Genomic DNA, 17,656 nt, shown 5'->3' with positions numbered 1-17,656 from the left:
TATAGGATGAAGTCAAGGAAGTTGAAAGAGAAAATGAAAAAGCGGCGATTTTTTTCTAAGTTTAAAGGTTTGTAAGAAAGAACGATTTATTCAAAAAAAGACGAAGAAAAAATCTTTTAATTTGTTTTACGAAATAAAACGGTCAGTCAAGGGAAACTTTTCCTAACCGTTTTGGATTATTCGTTGGCCATTATCAAAGAATATTAAACGCTAAGGGCGTCCAGTTCTTCCAATGCCTTTTTTTCCTGCTCTGCATTTGGTGGAGTTCCATGCCAAGCCGGGTTATTCTCCATGAAAGAGACTCCTTTCCCAAGTACGGTGGTAAAGAGGATGATCGTCGGAGATCCTTTATGAGATTTCGCTTTTTCGAAAGCCGAAAGAATTGCGGCGATGTCGTGGCCGTCCGCTTCGATGACGTTCCAACCGAAAGCGGCAAATTTTTTGTCCAGAGGTTCCAAGTTCATGACGTCTTTCGTAAAGCCGTCGATCTGAATCCCGTTCTTATCCATGAATGCGATCAAATTATCGGTCTTATAATGTGCTGCTGATTGCGCGGCTTCCCAAGTCATTCCCTCTCCGCATTCTCCATCCGAGATACAGGCATAAACGGTGTAATTCTTTTTAGCCAAACGCGCTCCGAGTGCGATCCCTACCGAAACCGAAAGACCTTGACCCAAAGATCCGGACGAACTTTCGATTCCTTTGAGATAGCGAGTAGAAGGGTGGCCTTGCAATCTCGAGTTGATATTTCGAAACGTCAATAATTCGGACTCGGGAAAGAAACCCGATTGAGCCATTGCAGCATAACGGACGGCACAAACGTGACCGTTGGAAAGAATCAAACGATCTCTATCTTCCCATTCCGGATCGGTAGGTTTGTGATTCAAAACCTTCTTATAAAGAACGGCATAGATATCGGCAAGGCCAAGGGGACCTCCCGGGTGGCCTGACTTGGCCGCAGTGACCATCTTGATCACATTCTTGCGTATGTTATTGGCGAATTCTTTTAGTTCTTTGATATCGTTCATTCCGACCTGCTGCCTTTCTCAACCTTAACTTCCGGATCGGAAGAGGAATAATCCCGAGAAATATACGATTGTATATAATGGTAGAAAAACAAAGTGCAGTTTCCTATGGAATCTTTTTTTTCCGGTTATCCCGGACCATCCCATAAGAAGCATTAAAATCAAAGTTAGCGCCGCAACACCTCGATGAATATCGATGATCAATCGATCCACTACAGGAATAAATCCGGCGGCATCCATTCCACCGAATAGATATTTTAAGGATAGCAAGTAAGTCGCTGCAGCGAGATTAAAACTCATTCCTGCTATATTGAAAATTCGATGCAGACGATTGTTTCTAAAGCGAAACCAATATCCGAGATAAAATAGAATGATGGAGATCGTCATCCCCAGATTGACAAGGAAAAATGGCATTTTATTCCACTTAGCGATTCTATCCGAATGGAGAAAATCCTTTTTAATCGGTTGACCCGGGAATTCCGATTTGAATACTGGTCAACGAGTCCGAATGCTGCCTTAGCTCAATTGGTAGAGCAGCTGACTTGTAATCAGCAGGTTGGGGGTTCGATTCCTCTAGGCAGCTGATCTGGCGCAGGAAAAGGACATCTTTCTTTTCCGGACTCTTCCAACTACTTCGGGTAGGTACTCAAGCGGTCAACGAGGGCAGACTGTAAATCTGCTGGCCAAGCCTTCGAAGGTTCGAATCCTTCCCTGCCCAATAATTTCTTCATAAACAAAATCAGGATTCGAATAGAGTAATGCGTTTGCGACCCGTAGGGAGCAATACGAGACAGGATGTCGAGTAAGCATTACGACGAGCCTACGCGAACGAGGCAGGATGCCGAGTGACGGGGAGGCGAATCCTTCCCTGCACAATAATTTCTTCATAAACAAAATCAGGATTCGAATAGAGTAATGTGTTTGCGACCCATAGGGAGCAATACGAGACAGGATGTCGAGTAAGCATTACGACGAGCCTACGCAAACGATGTCTTTCTTCAATTATCTCCCAGATACGGAAGTACGGGTTCCATTGGAGAAAAATTTCCGAGAAATTTTGCGAATTCCAAGAGATTCCCTTTTTTGTATTCGAATCCCCTTAATGCGGCTACGGGATTTCTTACCCTGAGCAACATCTCTTTCCATTCTTGAGAATTCAAATAAACTAATATGTTTGAATCGGAAGCCAATTTTGAAGTAATCTCGGCGACTCCTTTTCTCAGGTGAATCGTAAACTCATCCCCAGTGTCCTTGAATTTAAAAGAAACCTTACCGTCGATCTTTGCGCTCGCGACCGGGTCCAAGTTCGTCGCAAGATTGTCGAAAAAGACCGAAAGAGGATATCGGCGAAGCAGAGGAGGATTGGGCTTAACCTGCAACTTTGCGACAAAGCCGTCTCGAATTTCTATCGCTTCCGTCAAATAATAATGCCTAGCATTCGCATTGATTTCTTTCTGCCCTAATTCTCTTAACGATCGAATCCGGATTTCCTTTGCTTTCTTATTCCCGGAATTTATTCGCAAAATGTATCCGGTTAATTGAAGTGCCGACTGGTAATTTTTTTGTTCTAGCTTGTTTTCGGCGAATACCAGTAATTTTTCTTCGCCTCCAGCCAAATCCGAAACAAGTTTCGCCTGCTCATTCCTAGATAACGGTTGTAAGTCGGCGGAATCGCCGCTGAACCAACCTAAGTTTCCGCTAAAGACTGCCCGAACGGACCAGGAAACTTTTCCGTATACTTCCTGGAGATAAGGCGATGAAGCCAAATGCTTCGGCAACTTAACATATTCCACTAAGTCGTCGGGGTTGAATCCGCGATTGATTCCGCGCAGGGATTGATCGTGAACGAATTGAATCGCGTCCCGGTAATCGGTTAAAATTCCGGAAATACCGGAAGACCCGTTAAGAGGACGTCCATGACTAGGAACTAGATATTCGGGTCGAAGGGCCCGGGCAATATCCAACGATTGATACCATTTTTTAAGACTTCGAAACCAAGTTCCTCGAATCGTATATAAATTCGGAAACGATTTGTAGAAATTATCCCCCACTAATAAGGCTTTACGATCCGGAATCCAAACGTAAATCTGATCGTCCGTTTCTCCGGGTGCATGAATCAATTCTAATGGTACTCCTGCAATGGTAACCGATAATTTCTCCTGAAACGTTTTTGTAGGAGGCAGATAATCGATCTTAGTCGAGCTATTATATCCCTGGTAAGGCCCTATTCCTACGTTAACTACCTCGTCTTTCGTTAAGTAATTTCCGTACATCCGTGCGCTTCTGGAACCGATGATGGGAGTCGTTTCGCTAGCCAGTCTTTCTATATTCGTCTTCAAACTTTCATGGGCAAAAACCTCCGGATTGCCGCTTATCGCAAATGCCGGAGAACCGAAAATATGATCCGGATGACTGTGAGTATAAACGATCGCCTTAACCGGCAAATCGGAAATCTTACGAAACTCCGCCATAACTTCCTCGCCCGATTTAAGATCTTCCAAAGTGTCGACGATAATCAACCCGTCCTTTCCAACGATTAATATCGAATTTGAAATTCCGAAACCGACGGCCGAGTAGATTCCTTCGGCGACCTTATAGATCTTCCGTTCAAATTCGGCATTGAATTCTTCCAGCTTCGGAGCTTGGCGCACGGACGATTTTGAATCCGATACGCTACACGAAATAAAAATTAGAATTTGTACAATAGAAATATATATTATGAAATTTTGTTTATTCATCGTGTTTTCCTGCTGGTAAAGTTTACGAAATTAAAATACCAAGGTGCAATAAAAATTATACTTTAGCCTAATGTCGGCATTGATTGCGTTGGCGAGTCATTTGCCAATATCGAAACGGCTTCCCGCCGCAAACTATTCCTTCGCCAATGAGATCCCATACCGATACGCATAGGTTAGTCGGGTCGGACTTCCCATTCTATCTTTCAACAGTTTCCGAGAACGAAAAATAGATCGAATTGTATCAGGAATATTTTAAGCACAACCCGTACGCGATTATTGCTTTTCCCAAAGAATCGAGCTAGGCTTCACCGATATAATATAATATTCATTCCCTTTTCGAATTTCAGCGTAAGTTCTTTTTAAAATTTTTCGATACACGATGTAATCTAAGTTCCAAGGCCCTAATATGGAAAGCGGACCGGCTACCGGAGTGGAACTTGTGACATCGAGCGGATTCGACCCATCGGAGATCGGAAAATTCTTCCAAATCCACTTTGCGTTGACAGGTAGATATCCGAGGTCGGCAAAAGCGTAACTTGCATCTTCTTCCTCTTCGTTAACCGAGGCCAAGATCGTATCCAAATTTCCCGGAAGTACTTCCTTGCAAAATTGAGGTTGAATGCTGACCGGTCCGAAGAACGGTCGTCGAATCACTTTACAAATATATTTTGTTCGATCGGATAAAAGTAAATTCGCTTCGCGATCTCTAATGTCCCAGAACGGAAGATGATTCTTTTCTTCGTCAGGAAGAAGCTTCGACAGGATTTCATTAAACTCGGTCTCTTCTTCGCCGTCATCGTCCCTGTCCGATATTCCCGTATTCATTAGAGAAAGGAAATACTCCGCGCCTTCCCTTCCGCCACCGTGAATTGCATATGCAAAGACAGGATCCGGATTTTCCTTTATTAGTATTTTCAACGCTGGTAGGTATGAACTAATCCAGTCCGTGCTGGACATCTGACATATTTTGCGGAAGAGCAACTCTGCTTCTTCTCCTCCGGTGTACGTATCCGAGGGAAAGGAACAGGCCTCCTTTTTACGATCCATAAGTAATAAGTTCTTAGCGGATTCGAGTTTGCCTCGTCTTACATTGCCGTAGGAGGAGCTCATTAAAAAATAGCGGGCACTCGCTTCTAGACGCCCCCTATTTCGTAGAAACTTCGCATATAGATATAGTATATCCGACTTGGAATCCACGCTGAGGCTCTTGGATCGACCGGATAAAAAAATTCTACGATAAGGTGTTCCTTTTCCCGATTGTAATGCGGAACCCACCCAAAGCGGCAAAGCGGCGTCTTTAGTTAACAGACCTCTCTCGACCAAGTAGGCAAATACATGATCCCAGCCTTCGTAGTCTCTCGTCTTCATTTTAAGCGAGTAACAAAGCCGAACTAGCGGGAGATTCTCCTTTTTCGAAAGGGAACGATAGGGTTCCGGTATCGACTGCGGCGGATTTACTGCGGCATCAGAAACAGTCGTTTGTTCGACAGGAGCAAACTGCCGAGTCGATTTAGCGCAGGAATGGGTGATCCCGATTAAAGCGTAAGGACTTACGCCCAAGCCTTGAGCAAGTCCCTGAACAAAACCTGACCATTCCCCTTTTTTATTTTTAATCGTACCGGCCCTAATCTGGTATTGCAAAGCGGGGATATACTTATTAAATTTTTCGTAAAGAAAGTAAAGCCGTGTCGAAGCGGTCTTCCGCACATCGGAATTGGAGGCGGTTTTAGCGACTTCCTCGTAAAGAGGAATCGCAAAGACTGGAGATTCTTTTTCCAACGAATAGGCATCTTCGTACGTAATGGAAAAAACCGGCAGAACATAAACAAAAAAAAGGACAGATGCACATAAGATATATTCGGAAAACCTAAAATACATTCTTTAGGATCTCCCTTTTAGCGTCGGCTTTATGAGTCAGGGGACAAATTTCCGTCGGGACGTGGGACGGGTGAAACAGTTCGCTTGTTTTTTTATTGCAATCGGGGCCGGGCAATTTTCCCGACTCCGGGCAAATCATAACCGATACGGCTCTTTGAGAGAAAGAGTATTTTCGTCTTTCGTCACGATCTCCCGATTCGGCAACATCGAATAATTTTGCGACCGTCCCCCATAACGGCGCGGCGACCGTTCCGCCTAACGCCGACGAACCCATTCCGTAGATAGGAGAATCGTAGCCGATCCAAACCGCCATCGAAATTCCGGGTCGAACTCCTATAAACCATGCGTCTCGATACTCGTTAGTAGTTCCGGTTTTTCCCGCGACCTCTCCCCTATAACCCGTATTCCTAACGCCGGCATGGTTCGCACTGCCATGCAACAAATCGATCATGATCTCCGCGGTCGGAGGCGATATCGCGCGTCTCTCGTTCGGCCAATGCAGATTGAATTCATCCTGCTCTTTTCGTTGATAAACGACATTACCCGAACGATCGGTAACTTTCTCAATTAAATGCGGGCGAATGATGTTTCCGTCGTTTGCGAATGACGAATAGGCGGATGCCATTTCTAACGGGGATAATTCCAGAGACCCGAGTGCGAGAGAAAGATCCCTTCGAAAGCGATTCTTTAAAATTTTCTCTTCGGGAAAAAAGAATCTTCCGAATGTTTCGGAAATTTCTGATAATCCTAATTTTTCGGCAATTTGAACGGCTGCTGTGTTTTTGGATTTCGCTAACGCGATTCTTACCGAAATATCTCCGTCGTATTGACTTCCTATATTTTCGGGCATCCAATTAGAAGTGGAATTTCTATAGATCAACGGAGCATCCAGAATATGAGTCGCAGGAGTTACGATCCCTTCGTCGATTGCTTCGGCATAAAGGATCGGTTTGATTGTGGAACCTGTCTGACGATACATTCCCGCCGCTCTAGGAAATTGGTTATCGGATTTAAATTCGGTTCCTCCGTGCAGCAAAAGAACATCCCCGGTCTGAGGATCTACTGCTACGACCGCTGCCTGCAAACCGCTATCTTCTCCCGCCCTGAATTTATCGGTATCGATAAAAAGCTCCAGCGCCGGTGATAGGTCGGCGACAAGATTTCGAAACGGATTGGCGTCGGAATTCTTACCGATTTCCGTCAACCTTTGCTTTCTAACTTGCCCCGATCGTATTATGGAATCGACATGCGATTTAACCACCCTCTGCAGTTCCGCCTGAACCGGTTGAGAAATCGTTGTATGCACCGAAAACCCGCCGGTTTCGTAGATATTAGTATCCGGGTATAGAGTTTGCAAAAATTTTCGGACATGTTCGGTGACGTATGGTGAATCGTCCTTTCGATTTCCATAAACCGTCTCACCGGGGGATCTAGTATTAAACGAAGTATATAAATCTCGCATCGAAGGGCGTAGATCTTCCCTTAAGGCGCCGTCATTTTCCAAAGATTTAAGAATCGCCTCCACTCTTCCCATAGAAAGATCAGGATTCTTTAATGGAGAATAACGATTAGGTGCGGATGCCAAGGATGCCAAAACAATCATCTCGGCTAAGTTCAAATCCTTAGGTTTTTTCCCGAAATAAAACTCGGATGCGCTATCGAAACCGAACGCCCCGTGTCCGAGGTATACGTTGTTCATATAATGCAAAAGAATCTTTTGTTTATCCAAATGAGATTCTAAAGCGTAAGCGAGTTGCGCTTCCTTTAATTTTCTTTCCAGACTTTTTTCTCGATCGTTTAATAGAATTCGAGAAAGTTGCTGGGTTATCGTGGAAGCTCCCTGTTTAAACCGTAAATTCGAAACGTTCACGAAGAAAGCCCGCAATAGCGACGAATAGTGAATGCCTCCGTGCGAATAAAAGTTTCGGTCCTCTACCAGCAAAACCATTCGTTTCAAATTTTCAGGGTAAGCGTTCCATTCTAAATTACTGGTTTTCTTTCCGAAAATCTCCGAAACCTTCTTGCCGTCTCGATCGTAAATTACGGTGGGTTGGTGAATGTAAAAGACATTCAGCAATCCTTCTACTTCCGATTCGCGCTGAATAACTCCGATCCAGAAAAAAATCAGGAAAACTAATACGAAGGGAAGCGGAAGTAAATATAACCAAAAATTTAAACGAATCTTTGGAATTCGGAAGCGTCTTCCCCTATCAAGAAGTCGTTCGGCTAACGTCTTGATCGGAGGACGAAACGGGTTAGTATCCTCACCGGGTTCTCGTGCTCGAATCTTTTGGAACCAAGGACGCGATTCGGAAGGCGCTTCGAATTTTTCCCGCAAGGATGCGATTTTACCGTTGAGAGATTCCGCGAACCGAGAGCTTAAACTAGCCTTCGGTGATTCCGGCTTGGAATCCGCTCTATTCGAAAAATTATGGGCTGCCTCGTGCGTTTGAAGTTTCGGTTGTGGATTAGGGGTGAAGACGTGAATCGGTTCGGGGTCTTGAACATTAACTTTATGCGCTAAGCGAACTAAAGCCTTGTGCCCGCAGCGATAACAGGTTAACCGAAAAACCGTCTCGGTTGGAACACTTTCCGGTATTCGGGATAAAGTTCCACAAGCCGGGCATTCGAACTTAGATTCGAAAAGAGTTCGTACTCCTATCTCCTGCATCAGTGGTACTGTCGGAGAAAAAGCGTGCTCCTACAAGCACGAAATTATGGCGGACGTCTTACGGAAGTGACTTTCTCGTCGTTATAACCAAAAAGTCCGCAAGCTCGAATTCCTCCCTACCCAATTTTCGCCCTTCCTCTAAAGGAAAAACGCTAAATACTAGGACTTTTAAACCCATTTGTCTTAGACGATAGGTAACTCCCATACCTTGATCGCTATGAAAACGACCGTTAATATGCACGATCTTTCTGCCGGTAGTATAAAACTCCTCCGCGATAGCATCAGCCATGCTAGCATCCCAAAGATATTGAGCATCTATGAAGTTTTGTATGTTCGATGTCGAGCCTTCCGAGTGATGTCCCCCCATCGCTTGCGTCAACTTAGCTTCATATTCGACTTGTCGATGTAAACGAAGCAGATATCGAGGCGGCAGAAAAGGGGAGCGGATTTTCATTAAAGACTGGATCCCTTTTTGAGAGACTAGATTCACGTATCGTCTAGGTGCATTTGAAGCTAAAACCGGAATATTACGAATTTTTGCGGCTTCAACAATCGGGTGATAATCTTTCGCATAATTAGGCCAAAATTTTGTATGATTCAAGTATCCTTTTTCGGTTAGACCCTCCTTTAGATATTCGTCTACGATAATCTGCTGATCTCTTTCCAACATTTCGAGCGATAACGTGAGGGCGAAACTCTCGGATAATTTTTTAAACGTACTAAGCTGCCATTCATGACCTGCCGCATCATCATGCTCTTCCCCAATTATAATCACATCGGCCTCACGAACTTTACTTTCGACGTTAGTCCGGGAGACGAGGGTTTGAGATTTAGAATCGAATATCTTCTCCGATACCAAGCCGTCGGATTGGGAAGCTAGTCCGAGCGGCATCATGAAAATTAGGAGAACTTTTCGAAATAACATAATCAGAGAATGAACATGGATAAAAAAAAGAAAAGAATTTCTTTAAAGGATTTCAAAATGGAGTCTTGACTTTTCATACGTTAAACGAATGAATTTCCGCCTTGAACGAGGAGTTCCGTGTGATCCTAGAACAAACCCAACTCTCAATCGATGACGGCGGCATAATGCATGCATTTATCGCCAGACCGGATCACGGGCCTTCCCCCGCTCTTATTGTTTTGCAGGAAGTCTTCGGAGTAAACCATCATATAAAAGACGTCGCCCAAAGATTCGCTAAGGAAGGATTTTATACGATCGCGCCGGAATTATTTCATCGAACGGCCCCTCCCGGGTACGAGGGTAGCTATGAAGATTTTAGGGCCGCTCGCCCTCATTTTAGTGCGATCACGATCGAGACTCTTGAATCCGATCTAAAGGCGACGTATTCCTGGTTACTTTCCCGTTCGGAGGTAAAATCGGATTTGATAGGAAGCGTCGGTTATTGCCTGGGAGGAAAGGTTTCCTTTCTTGCAAATTCGTTTTTACCCCTGCAAGCGGCGGCATCCTATTACGGCGGAGGAATTGCCCCCAGTCTATTATCCTATTGCGAAAGACAGAACGGGCCTATCCTGCTCGTGTGGGCCGGTTTGGACAAAAATATCCTACCCGAACACTATAGATCCGTATCTGATTCTTTACGAAAACATAATAAACATTATGTAGAGGCGATATTTTCCGACGCTAACCACGGTTTTTTCTGCGATGCAAGATCGGCCTATAATAAAGAAGCCGCACAGCAGGCCTGGAGTTTGACCGTTTCTTTTTTAAAAACGTATCTTATGATTTCTTAATCGATATTCGAGGCGATGGTTTCCAATCTATCTAGGATTCAGCGAATTGCTCCACTGCTGGGAATAGTAACTCTCCGCCTGCAAAGGTGCAGGGCTGCGGGTAAAATCCATCCGTCTTACGGCAGATCCGTCGGGGTAGGTTCCCATGGAGAAGTTTCCGTTTCCCGAACCCAAGGCGGTATTGGCTCCGGCAGCCGTTCCGTTAAATGCATAGTCTGTCAATGCATCCAACTGCCTCCAGACTCCGTAAAAATCGTAACCGTTCAGGGCGCCGATTCCTAGAATCGTATCTTTGATCGGAACGTAATGATCCGACTTCAATGTGTAGCCGCCGTACGAATCCGTATGGATAACCTGATAGGATCTTTCGGTGGATGCGATGGACGTCACGCTATTAAAGATATCGATTCCCATCCGATGATCGTTCGTCTGATCCTCTTCGTAAACCTGGACGATTAGTTTAGTTGCGTTGGTAAAATCGGTCAGATTCGCGTTCGTCGTACTGAATGAATACCAGGGGGCGGCGAGATACATGAAAGAACCGAGAGAACCCCAAGACTGTTCGAACAAACCTTTATGAGCCATATAGGGAGTGGCGCCTCCGCCATAGGAATGACCCATGAACCCGACTTTCCTAGTGTCGATCTTACTCGGAAACGTATCGACCGCAAATTTAAGTCCGGCCCACATTATATCATAATTCTGTGTTGGAGGTCTTGTATCGGAAAAGTAAATGGGAAATACGACGACGTAACCTTTCGAAACGTAAAAATCGATCAGCGGGTAATACGGTTCTGCGGAAGGAGAGCTAAAACCGTGAAACAAAAATAGTACAGGGGCCGGACTAGATTGATCGGCAGGGTAATAAACGCATACGCGGCGATCAGCGATGGGATTTTGAAGGGGAGCGACCGCGACTTGATGAGTTCCGCGCATTCCGTACCCGCTGGTAATTTGCGTAACCGGCCCTTGAGGAGAAATTCCCGTAATCGCGCAGTTGTTCAAAAGATACGGGTACGACAGGACTAAAAGAACGTCCTGGATCATTTCCGTCTCGCTCATCTTCTTTTCGTGTTGAACGCAAGCCGCTAAGAGAGGTAACAAAATAATAACGACGAAGAAACGAAAATTCATATGGCTTACCTTTGGAAAAGGTCCGACAAAATCTACTTCAAAATTTTCTCGATCGCCTCGGTGATTGCCTTACTGTCAGGTTCTACGGCGGAAGGATAACGAGAAATGATCTTACCCTCGGGCGAGATTAAAAATTTTTCAAAGTTCCATTGAATTTCTCCGGAAGGTTGAGCGGAAGAAGTTAGATACGAATATAACGGATGCTTATCTTCCCCCTTCACGGAAATCTTAGACATCATATCGAAGGTGGCTCCTTTCTGAAGCCTACAAAACTGTTCGATATCCTTATCGCTACCCGGTTCCTGAGATCCGAAATTATTTGCGGGAAAACCGACTACGACAAAACCCCTGTCTTTATATTTTTTATAAACTTTTTCTAAATTGTCATACTGGTAAGTATAGCCGCATTTAGATGCGACATTCACGATCAATACCGTTTTTCCCTTATATTTAGAAAGCGATATATCATTTCCGCGAATGTCCTTAACCGTAAAATCGTAAAGACTCTTTGGAGCTCCCATTATTGAAAGAAACGGTAGGCCAATAAGAAACGCGAAAGGAAGTTTCCAATACATAGTCCTTAGACAAAACCTGTCTGTCCGAAAGTCTCTCAAAAAGTTTTATTAGGGAAAGAATTTTAAGAACGCCCCGGACTTGTTCGTCCGGAGCGTTCCTTTGAAAGGCGAATTGAATTCTTATCGGTATCGCTCGATAATCATCGTGGCGGCGATTCCGCCGTGAGCACAAGCAGTGATTAATATTCGATTCGCGAACTGATCCTCGGCTATGTCCATAATGGCATTGGCAACTAGACGGACCCCGGTTGCCCCGAAGGGATGTCCGATTGCAATCGATCCGCCGTTAGGATTGATTTTCTTGGCATCGAAACTTTTTTCCCAAGCCCAACCGGTATCGATTCTGATCTGCTCCATTGCGCCAATGGCGGTCGCCGCATAAGCTTCATGAATTTCTACGTAATCCATATCTTCGATCGCTAAACCGAATTCCTCGAGCAAACTCTCCGTTGCATAGGCTTGCCCGACACCCATAAGGTTTGGATGAACTCCCTTCATTTTCCAGCCGCTAAGAACTGCTTCAATCTTTAAGCCTAGCTCCTTCGCCTTTTCCACTGTCGTTAAAATAAGTCCGGCAGCTCCGTCAGAACGAGGACTTGCGTTAAAGATCGATACGGTCGGCCCGTGCGTAACCTTCAAATCTTTTCCATACTTCTTTTTAAAATCCTCGAACTTCATTTGAGGATTGTCGAATAGCAACATTGCTCGACCCATTCGACTCGGATTTTCCACCAAACCTCTTCGCAATTCGACCGCTTCGTCCACTCTTAGTTCGTTGCCTTCTTCATCCTTAACCGGAATAATATACGGAGAATACTTTCCTGCCTCGGATGCTTCCAAAGCTCGTTTGAAAGATTCGAACGCTACTTTATCCGAAATTTCTCTAGAAAGATTATAGCTTTGCGCGAGGATCTCCGCAGTGACCTGCATTCCGTAGGAATTTTCACCGTCATCCAGTCCGTCTTCCAAGGTATCGCGGATTTCGACTCCTTCCGGTAAATGATCCGGAAGGAGTTTCTTAAGTTTGTCAAGGGAACCCGCTTTTTTATTCATTCTTGCGTTTTTAACGATAAAGGGCATCCCAGTTTGGGATTCTTCTCCGATCACAAGAAAGAGTTCCCCTTCACCGAGAATAATTCTTCTAGCGGCCTCGGAAACTGCCTCTAATCCCGACACGCAATTGTTTGAAAGAGTAATGGAAGGAACTTCGTCTCTCAAACCCACTAAGTTCGCAATGACGCGAGCCGAGTTTGGCGCGCTCGGAAAACCCTCACCCGCTATGATTCCGTCAAACAATTCTTTCTTTAAACCGCTCTTTTGAATGATGTCTTCAGCAACGATGCGACCTAAATGATGAGCCGGATAAGATCCAAGAGCTTTTGCAATTTGAGCAAAAGGAGTTCTACGCGGCGTGCATATCGCCAATTTCCTTTCGAGTTTCATACTCTATCTCCTGACGGTCGCCTTATCTTATTTTTGATATTCGGCCTGTCTTTAAAAATTAGACCGCTCTTATTATAGAATATTCACGAAAAACAGAACGATCGTTCTTATTTTTTATACCGAAAATACAGAAATAAGGGCAAATAGAGCATTCTTTTTGAAAGTCTATCCAATAGCTCATTATTTCAAGGCTAATAGTATGAGTTATAACGGTGAATGAACTCGGTCGTTTCAAATAAATTTCGAGATCAAACCTATATGATTCGATACGAAAATCCCTGCTTTAGGCGGTAAAAAGAATAAGTCGTCGGCCTAGCTCGAGGATAAAAAAACCCCGAGGGAAAATAACTCCCCCGGGGCCGATATAAACAAAAGTTTAAAGACTTCTTAACCTTCGTATCTTTCGATCAGCATAGAACCTGCGATTCCGCCGTGAGCGCAGGCCGTTATGACGACGCGCTTGGCTTTTGCATCTTCTTTCAGATCCATGATTGCATTCGCTACGAGACGAATTCCGGTCGCTCCGAACGGGTGTCCGATCGCAATCGATCCTCCATTAGGATTGATTTTCTTATCGTCGAAACTTTTTTCCCAATCCCAACCGGTATCGAGCTTGAGTTGTTCCAAAGCAGCGACTGCAGTTGCAGCAAACGCTTCGTGAATTTCTACGTAATCTATATCTTGGATTTTTAAACCTACGTCCTGGAGCAAACCTTCGGTCGAGTATGCTTGTCCGATTCCCATTAAGTTCGGGTTGACCCCCTTCATTCTCCAGCCGGAAAGAACCGCTTCGATCTTAAGGCCGAGCTCCTTAGCTTTTTCAACAGTCGTCAAAATCACTCCGGCGGCGCCGTCGGAACGAGGGCTTGCGTTGAAAATGGAAACGGTCGGTCCATGAGACGCAGTCAAATCCTTGGCGTATTTCGTCTTAAACTCGTCGAACTTCATCTGAGGGTTATCAAAGAGAAGCATAGCACGACCCATACGACTAGGATTTTCCACAAGACCTTCGCGAAGACCGACTGCCTCGTCGATGGCAAGTTCAGTTCCGTCTTCGTCTTTAACCGGAATTATATAAGGAGCGTATCTTCCAGCTTTAGAAGCTTCTAATGCACGCTTAAATGATTCGAATGCGAGTTTATCCGTGAGTTCTCTAGATAGATTGTAATTTTGCGCGAGAATCTCGGCGGTGACCTGCATGCCGTAAGAAGTTTCACCGTCGCCCAATCCGTCTTCAAGAGTGTCTCTTAACTCCACTCCTTCCGGAAGATTGTCGGGCAATAGTTTCTTCAGTTTGTCCAATGACCCGGCTTTTTTATTCAAACGAGCATTCTTTACGACGAACGGCATGGAAGTTTGAGATTCTTCCCCGATCACCAAATAAACCTGGCCTTCACCCAAAATAATACGACGAGCGGCTTCGGAAAGGGCTTCGATTCCGGAAACACAGTTGTTCGAAACGGTGATCGAAGGGACTTCGTCGCGTAAACCGATTAGATTCGCGATGACACGAGCAGAGTTCGGTGCGTTAGAGAATCCTTCTCCAACTACGATTCCGTCAAACTGCTCTTTTTTTAGTCCGCTTTTTGCGATGATATCTTCGGCCACGAGGCGACCTAGATGATGTCCGGGATAAGGTCCCAGGGCTTTCGCAATTTGAGCGAAGGGAGTTCTACGTGGCGTGCATATCGCCAATTTTTTCTCGAGTTTCATAGTCTTTCTCCAGACATTAGTCTTACTTCTATTACTGATTTAATTAAATACTTCATTTATCAACGTCCGTTACTCTACCTTCCGCGAATTCGGTTACCCGAGCGAATCCGGTTACCAATTGTTCGGGAGGTTTCTTGGGTCTGGATTTACTTACGGAAACTACAAGCAAATCATCTAAAGACTCTGCTAAGATTTCTCCGGTTACGGAATCGGTAATTTCTTGGCGCATTCTACTCCAAATTTTTTCAAAGTTTCGGATCCAAGTGCGAACTCTAGCTTTTCTTCCGGGAACCAAAGGTCGGTGGTAGCGGATCTTTCCACCCATATAGAATAATGTAGTATCCAGCGCCACCAGGTCTTCTAGCGAAAGACCGGAATCCGCAGTAAAATGCCATCTCCCCTCTTCCAAAAGACGCCAATATTGAGACGGGTTGTACTCGCCGAAAGGATTTCGTTCGCAATAAAACAAATCCCGATCGGTAGCGGCGCGTTCGCAACGGCCCGAAAAAGGAAGAATGGATTCAAAGGAAGCGATTAAGGCCTCGGCGCTTTCCGCGGCCGCTAAAATTTGCAACGGTTGCCGGTCCTTTTCAATTCGAATCAAGGTTCGAATTTCTGCGGCGACCTTTTCATTGGGTCCGAGTACTTCCTGAGTAAACAGTACTACACCGGTTTCTCCCGGCCGAACCTCCGTCCGAATTCCCAATTCCATATTTTCCATTTGCTGGGCAAGAAATCGTATATCCGAAGCGATCGTATTAATTCGAACCGAGTCTTCGAGCATGCGTTTCCAATCGTATCCTGCTTCTTCCAGAATCCGATATCGATCCCCGAGACAAGCGTCTTCGTAGGTCCGACTAGTCGTATGCCTTTGAGTATCCAGGTCCGAAAACCTGGTCTTGACCGTATGTAATTCGGGTGCAGACATTGGAGAACTTCCTGGCACTAGGTTAGACATGGTCGAAATCGGGGCAACAAAAAATACAGAACGTTCGTTCTGGTTTTTTATCCACTAATCTCAAATTCTATTGACGAGAAGGGGATTTTCGAGAGATAATGAAAATACCCAAGAATTAGCCAAATGACAGCGCAGAGAAAGAAGCGAGACTCCGGGGCGAGCGTCCGGGAACGGATCCTAGACACTGCCACGGAACTTTTCTATAAACAGGGATTCTCCAATACCGGGATGAGACAAATTATCCAGGAATCGGGGTCCGTGGCGGCTAGTCTGTACGACCATTTCCCTTCTAAAAAGGAACTCGGTATCGCGTACCTTGCCCGACAAGAAGAAAAGACTTTGGCGGACCTAGGTTCCTTAATGGACCGATATCCTGAAGTGCAGGAGTTCCTTAGGGCTTGGGTGATTCTCAAAGAGAGACAGATTCGGCACGCGGAATTTCATGGAGATCCGTTTGCAGGTTTTGCGAATCAGGTCATGGATTCCGATCCGGAGTATACGGAGTTCTTAAAGGGAATCGCAGATAAATGGATCCGAATGATCCGGGAGTATTTGAGTCGAGCCGTAGCTTCCGGTCAACTTGCCAGAAACATGGATATCCATTATATCGCAAGACGGGTGTTGATGGCTTATCACGGTTCCATAACTCTTTGGAGAATGACAAAAGATCTGCGATATATTCGTGAAATGGAAGATTCGCTACGTGAAATCTTCGAAGAATATACGATTCGATAAAAATTCGATTTTTATCGAATGTTAATCCTATTCCTTATCTCTTCTTTTTCGGCTTAGCCGATTTTTTTCCCGCCGTTTTCTTTTTGGCAGCGCCCGCCGTTTTCGGCGAAGATTTCTTCTTAGAGGTTTGAGAAGTCTTTTTCGATTTAGCTTTTTTAGGAGTCGCAAGGACTACGCTCTCCGAATCCTGCTTAACGGACTTATGTTTAATCGGAAGCGGATCTTTCTTCTCTTCCGCCGTAATCAAAGAACTTAGACATTCGATTCCCAACGGTCCAAGATATAAATTCAAGTGGCCGTACTCCGGAATCTCCACGTCGTCAAAATGACCTAGCCGAGCGCTTTGCCAAGGACGAACGATAGAATCACCTCGAGTAAAAATCGCTTGGACATTATGAAATGTGGAATAGGTCTCTACGACTTCGCGCACCAGTTTTGATCCGGGGACCATTTGCCAGGTGCAAGGAAAGATCGGCGCAGTATACGCCATATACGTTCCGTGCAAAGGAGAACCCACGGTAAAAATTTTACGAACCCTGTCCCTTCCTTTATAACTCAATCCGGCTGCGATCAGGCCGCCCATCGAATGCCCAACGATGTAGCAATCCTTGATTCCCTTTTCTAAGATGAAATTTTCCAATAGCTTGCTTTTCTTCCGAATATCTCCGGTTTGAAAACCGAGCGGGACCGCATAAACAGGATGCCCCAGAGATACCAAACAATCTCGCATCGCCTTCCAGGTAATGTTCCTTCCTAAAAATCCGGTAACTAACACGACGGGACGTTTGTCCCCTTCCTTATGATCCGGTAAGGTCACAAAGATTCCGATGATATTGCTAACCAAATAATAAAAATTGTAATAGAATTCGGCGAGATGCTGGATAATGACAGGGCGAACGGAACGATTCTCGGGAAAATAAGTTAAATGGTCTTTCTTCATGCGGCTGAATCCGAACTTTGCGGATGCTCCGATGTGAAGGTTCTTTGAGTTCCTTTCCCGCGCAAACAGAATTTTGTCGCAAATCCTAGTG

Annotated in this window: 14 protein-coding genes and 2 tRNA genes; 4 read left to right on the top strand and 12 right to left on the bottom strand. The window is 45.0% G+C overall.

Annotation, left to right across the window (positions count from 1 at the left end):
• Positions 1–203: 203 nt before the first annotated feature.
• Together LEP1GSC050_RS14985 and LEP1GSC050_RS14980 are read right to left on the bottom strand one after the other, a co-directional pair.
• Complete coding sequence (locus LEP1GSC050_RS14985) at positions 204–1,028, bottom strand: transketolase (RefSeq protein WP_010572031.1); 825 nt, start codon at positions 1,026–1,028, stop codon at positions 204–206.
• 24 nt (positions 1,029–1,052) lie between these two features.
• Positions 1,053–1,439, bottom strand: a complete 387-nt coding sequence (locus LEP1GSC050_RS14980; RefSeq protein WP_020987641.1) for a hypothetical protein — start codon at positions 1,437–1,439, stop codon at positions 1,053–1,055.
• A gap of 96 nt (positions 1,440–1,535) precedes the next feature.
• Between LEP1GSC050_RS14980 and LEP1GSC050_RS14975 the strand changes: the two genes are divergently transcribed.
• Positions 1,536–1,608 (top strand) — tRNA-Thr (locus LEP1GSC050_RS14975).
• Between the two features lie 53 nt (positions 1,609–1,661).
• Positions 1,662–1,743: transfer RNA gene (locus LEP1GSC050_RS14970), tRNA-Tyr, on the top strand.
• A gap of 280 nt (positions 1,744–2,023) precedes the next feature.
• Here the strand turns inward: LEP1GSC050_RS14970 and LEP1GSC050_RS14965 are convergent.
• From LEP1GSC050_RS14965 to LEP1GSC050_RS14950, 4 genes are all read right to left on the bottom strand, one after another.
• On the bottom strand, positions 2,024–3,763 hold the full coding sequence (locus tag LEP1GSC050_RS14965; protein WP_010572029.1) for an alkyl sulfatase dimerization domain-containing protein: 1,740 nt from the start codon (positions 3,761–3,763) through the stop codon (positions 2,024–2,026).
• Positions 3,764–4,036: 273 nt separating this feature from the next.
• A complete protein-coding gene (locus LEP1GSC050_RS14960) occupies positions 4,037–5,641 on the bottom strand; it encodes a hypothetical protein (protein WP_020987338.1) in 1,605 nt (534 codons plus the stop codon).
• Positions 5,631–8,312, bottom strand: a complete 2,682-nt coding sequence (locus LEP1GSC050_RS14955) for a transglycosylase domain-containing protein (protein WP_010572027.1) — start codon at positions 8,310–8,312, stop codon at positions 5,631–5,633. Before LEP1GSC050_RS14955 ends, LEP1GSC050_RS14960 begins: the two co-directional genes overlap by 11 nt.
• Before the next feature lie 58 nt (positions 8,313–8,370).
• A complete protein-coding gene (locus LEP1GSC050_RS14950) occupies positions 8,371–9,237 on the bottom strand; it encodes a ChaN family lipoprotein (RefSeq protein WP_020987289.1) in 867 nt (288 codons plus the stop codon).
• A gap of 119 nt (positions 9,238–9,356) precedes the next feature.
• Here LEP1GSC050_RS14950 and LEP1GSC050_RS14945 point away from each other — a divergent pair, with 119 nt between their 5' ends.
• Entirely contained in the window at positions 9,357–10,067 is a 711-nt protein-coding gene (locus LEP1GSC050_RS14945) for a dienelactone hydrolase family protein (protein WP_010572025.1), read from the top strand.
• Positions 10,068–10,094: 27 nt separating this feature from the next.
• Here the strand turns inward: LEP1GSC050_RS14945 and LEP1GSC050_RS14940 are convergent, their stop codons facing one another.
• From LEP1GSC050_RS14940 to LEP1GSC050_RS14920, 5 genes are all read right to left on the bottom strand, one after another.
• Complete coding sequence (locus LEP1GSC050_RS14940; protein WP_010572024.1) at positions 10,095–11,201, bottom strand: alpha/beta hydrolase; 1,107 nt, start codon at positions 11,199–11,201, stop codon at positions 10,095–10,097.
• Between the two features lie 32 nt (positions 11,202–11,233).
• Positions 11,234–11,776: a glutathione peroxidase gene (locus LEP1GSC050_RS14935; protein ID WP_010572023.1), complete on the bottom strand. Its 543-nt coding sequence runs from the start codon at positions 11,774–11,776 to the stop codon at positions 11,234–11,236.
• Between the two features lie 120 nt (positions 11,777–11,896).
• Positions 11,897–13,219, bottom strand: a complete 1,323-nt coding sequence (locus LEP1GSC050_RS14930) for a thiolase family protein (RefSeq protein ID WP_010572022.1) — start codon at positions 13,217–13,219, stop codon at positions 11,897–11,899.
• A gap of 387 nt (positions 13,220–13,606) precedes the next feature.
• On the bottom strand, positions 13,607–14,932 hold the full coding sequence (locus LEP1GSC050_RS14925; protein ID WP_010572021.1) for a thiolase family protein: 1,326 nt from the start codon (positions 14,930–14,932) through the stop codon (positions 13,607–13,609).
• 52 nt (positions 14,933–14,984) lie between these two features.
• Positions 14,985–15,860 carry a thioesterase family protein gene (locus LEP1GSC050_RS14920; protein WP_010572020.1) on the bottom strand — a complete coding sequence of 292 codons (876 nt, stop codon included), beginning with the start codon at positions 15,858–15,860 and terminating at the stop codon, positions 14,985–14,987.
• 153 nt (positions 15,861–16,013) lie between these two features.
• Here LEP1GSC050_RS14920 and LEP1GSC050_RS14915 point away from each other — a divergent pair, with 153 nt between their 5' ends.
• Positions 16,014–16,625 carry a TetR/AcrR family transcriptional regulator gene (locus tag LEP1GSC050_RS14915; RefSeq protein ID WP_010572019.1) on the top strand — a complete coding sequence of 204 codons (612 nt, stop codon included), beginning with the start codon at positions 16,014–16,016 and terminating at the stop codon, positions 16,623–16,625.
• Positions 16,626–16,659: 34 nt separating this feature from the next.
• On the opposite strand, the gene LEP1GSC050_RS14910 is transcribed toward LEP1GSC050_RS14915, so the two are convergent.
• Complete coding sequence (locus LEP1GSC050_RS14910) at positions 16,660–17,565, bottom strand: esterase/lipase family protein (protein ID WP_010572018.1); 906 nt, start codon at positions 17,563–17,565, stop codon at positions 16,660–16,662.
• Between the last annotated feature and the right edge of the window lie 91 nt (positions 17,566–17,656).

The sequence above is a fragment of the Leptospira broomii serovar Hurstbridge str. 5399 genome, assembly GCF_000243715.2.
Lineage (GTDB): Bacteria > Spirochaetota > Leptospiria > Leptospirales > Leptospiraceae > Leptospira_B > Leptospira_B broomii.
This window is presented reverse-complemented; position numbering and strand designations above follow the sequence as displayed.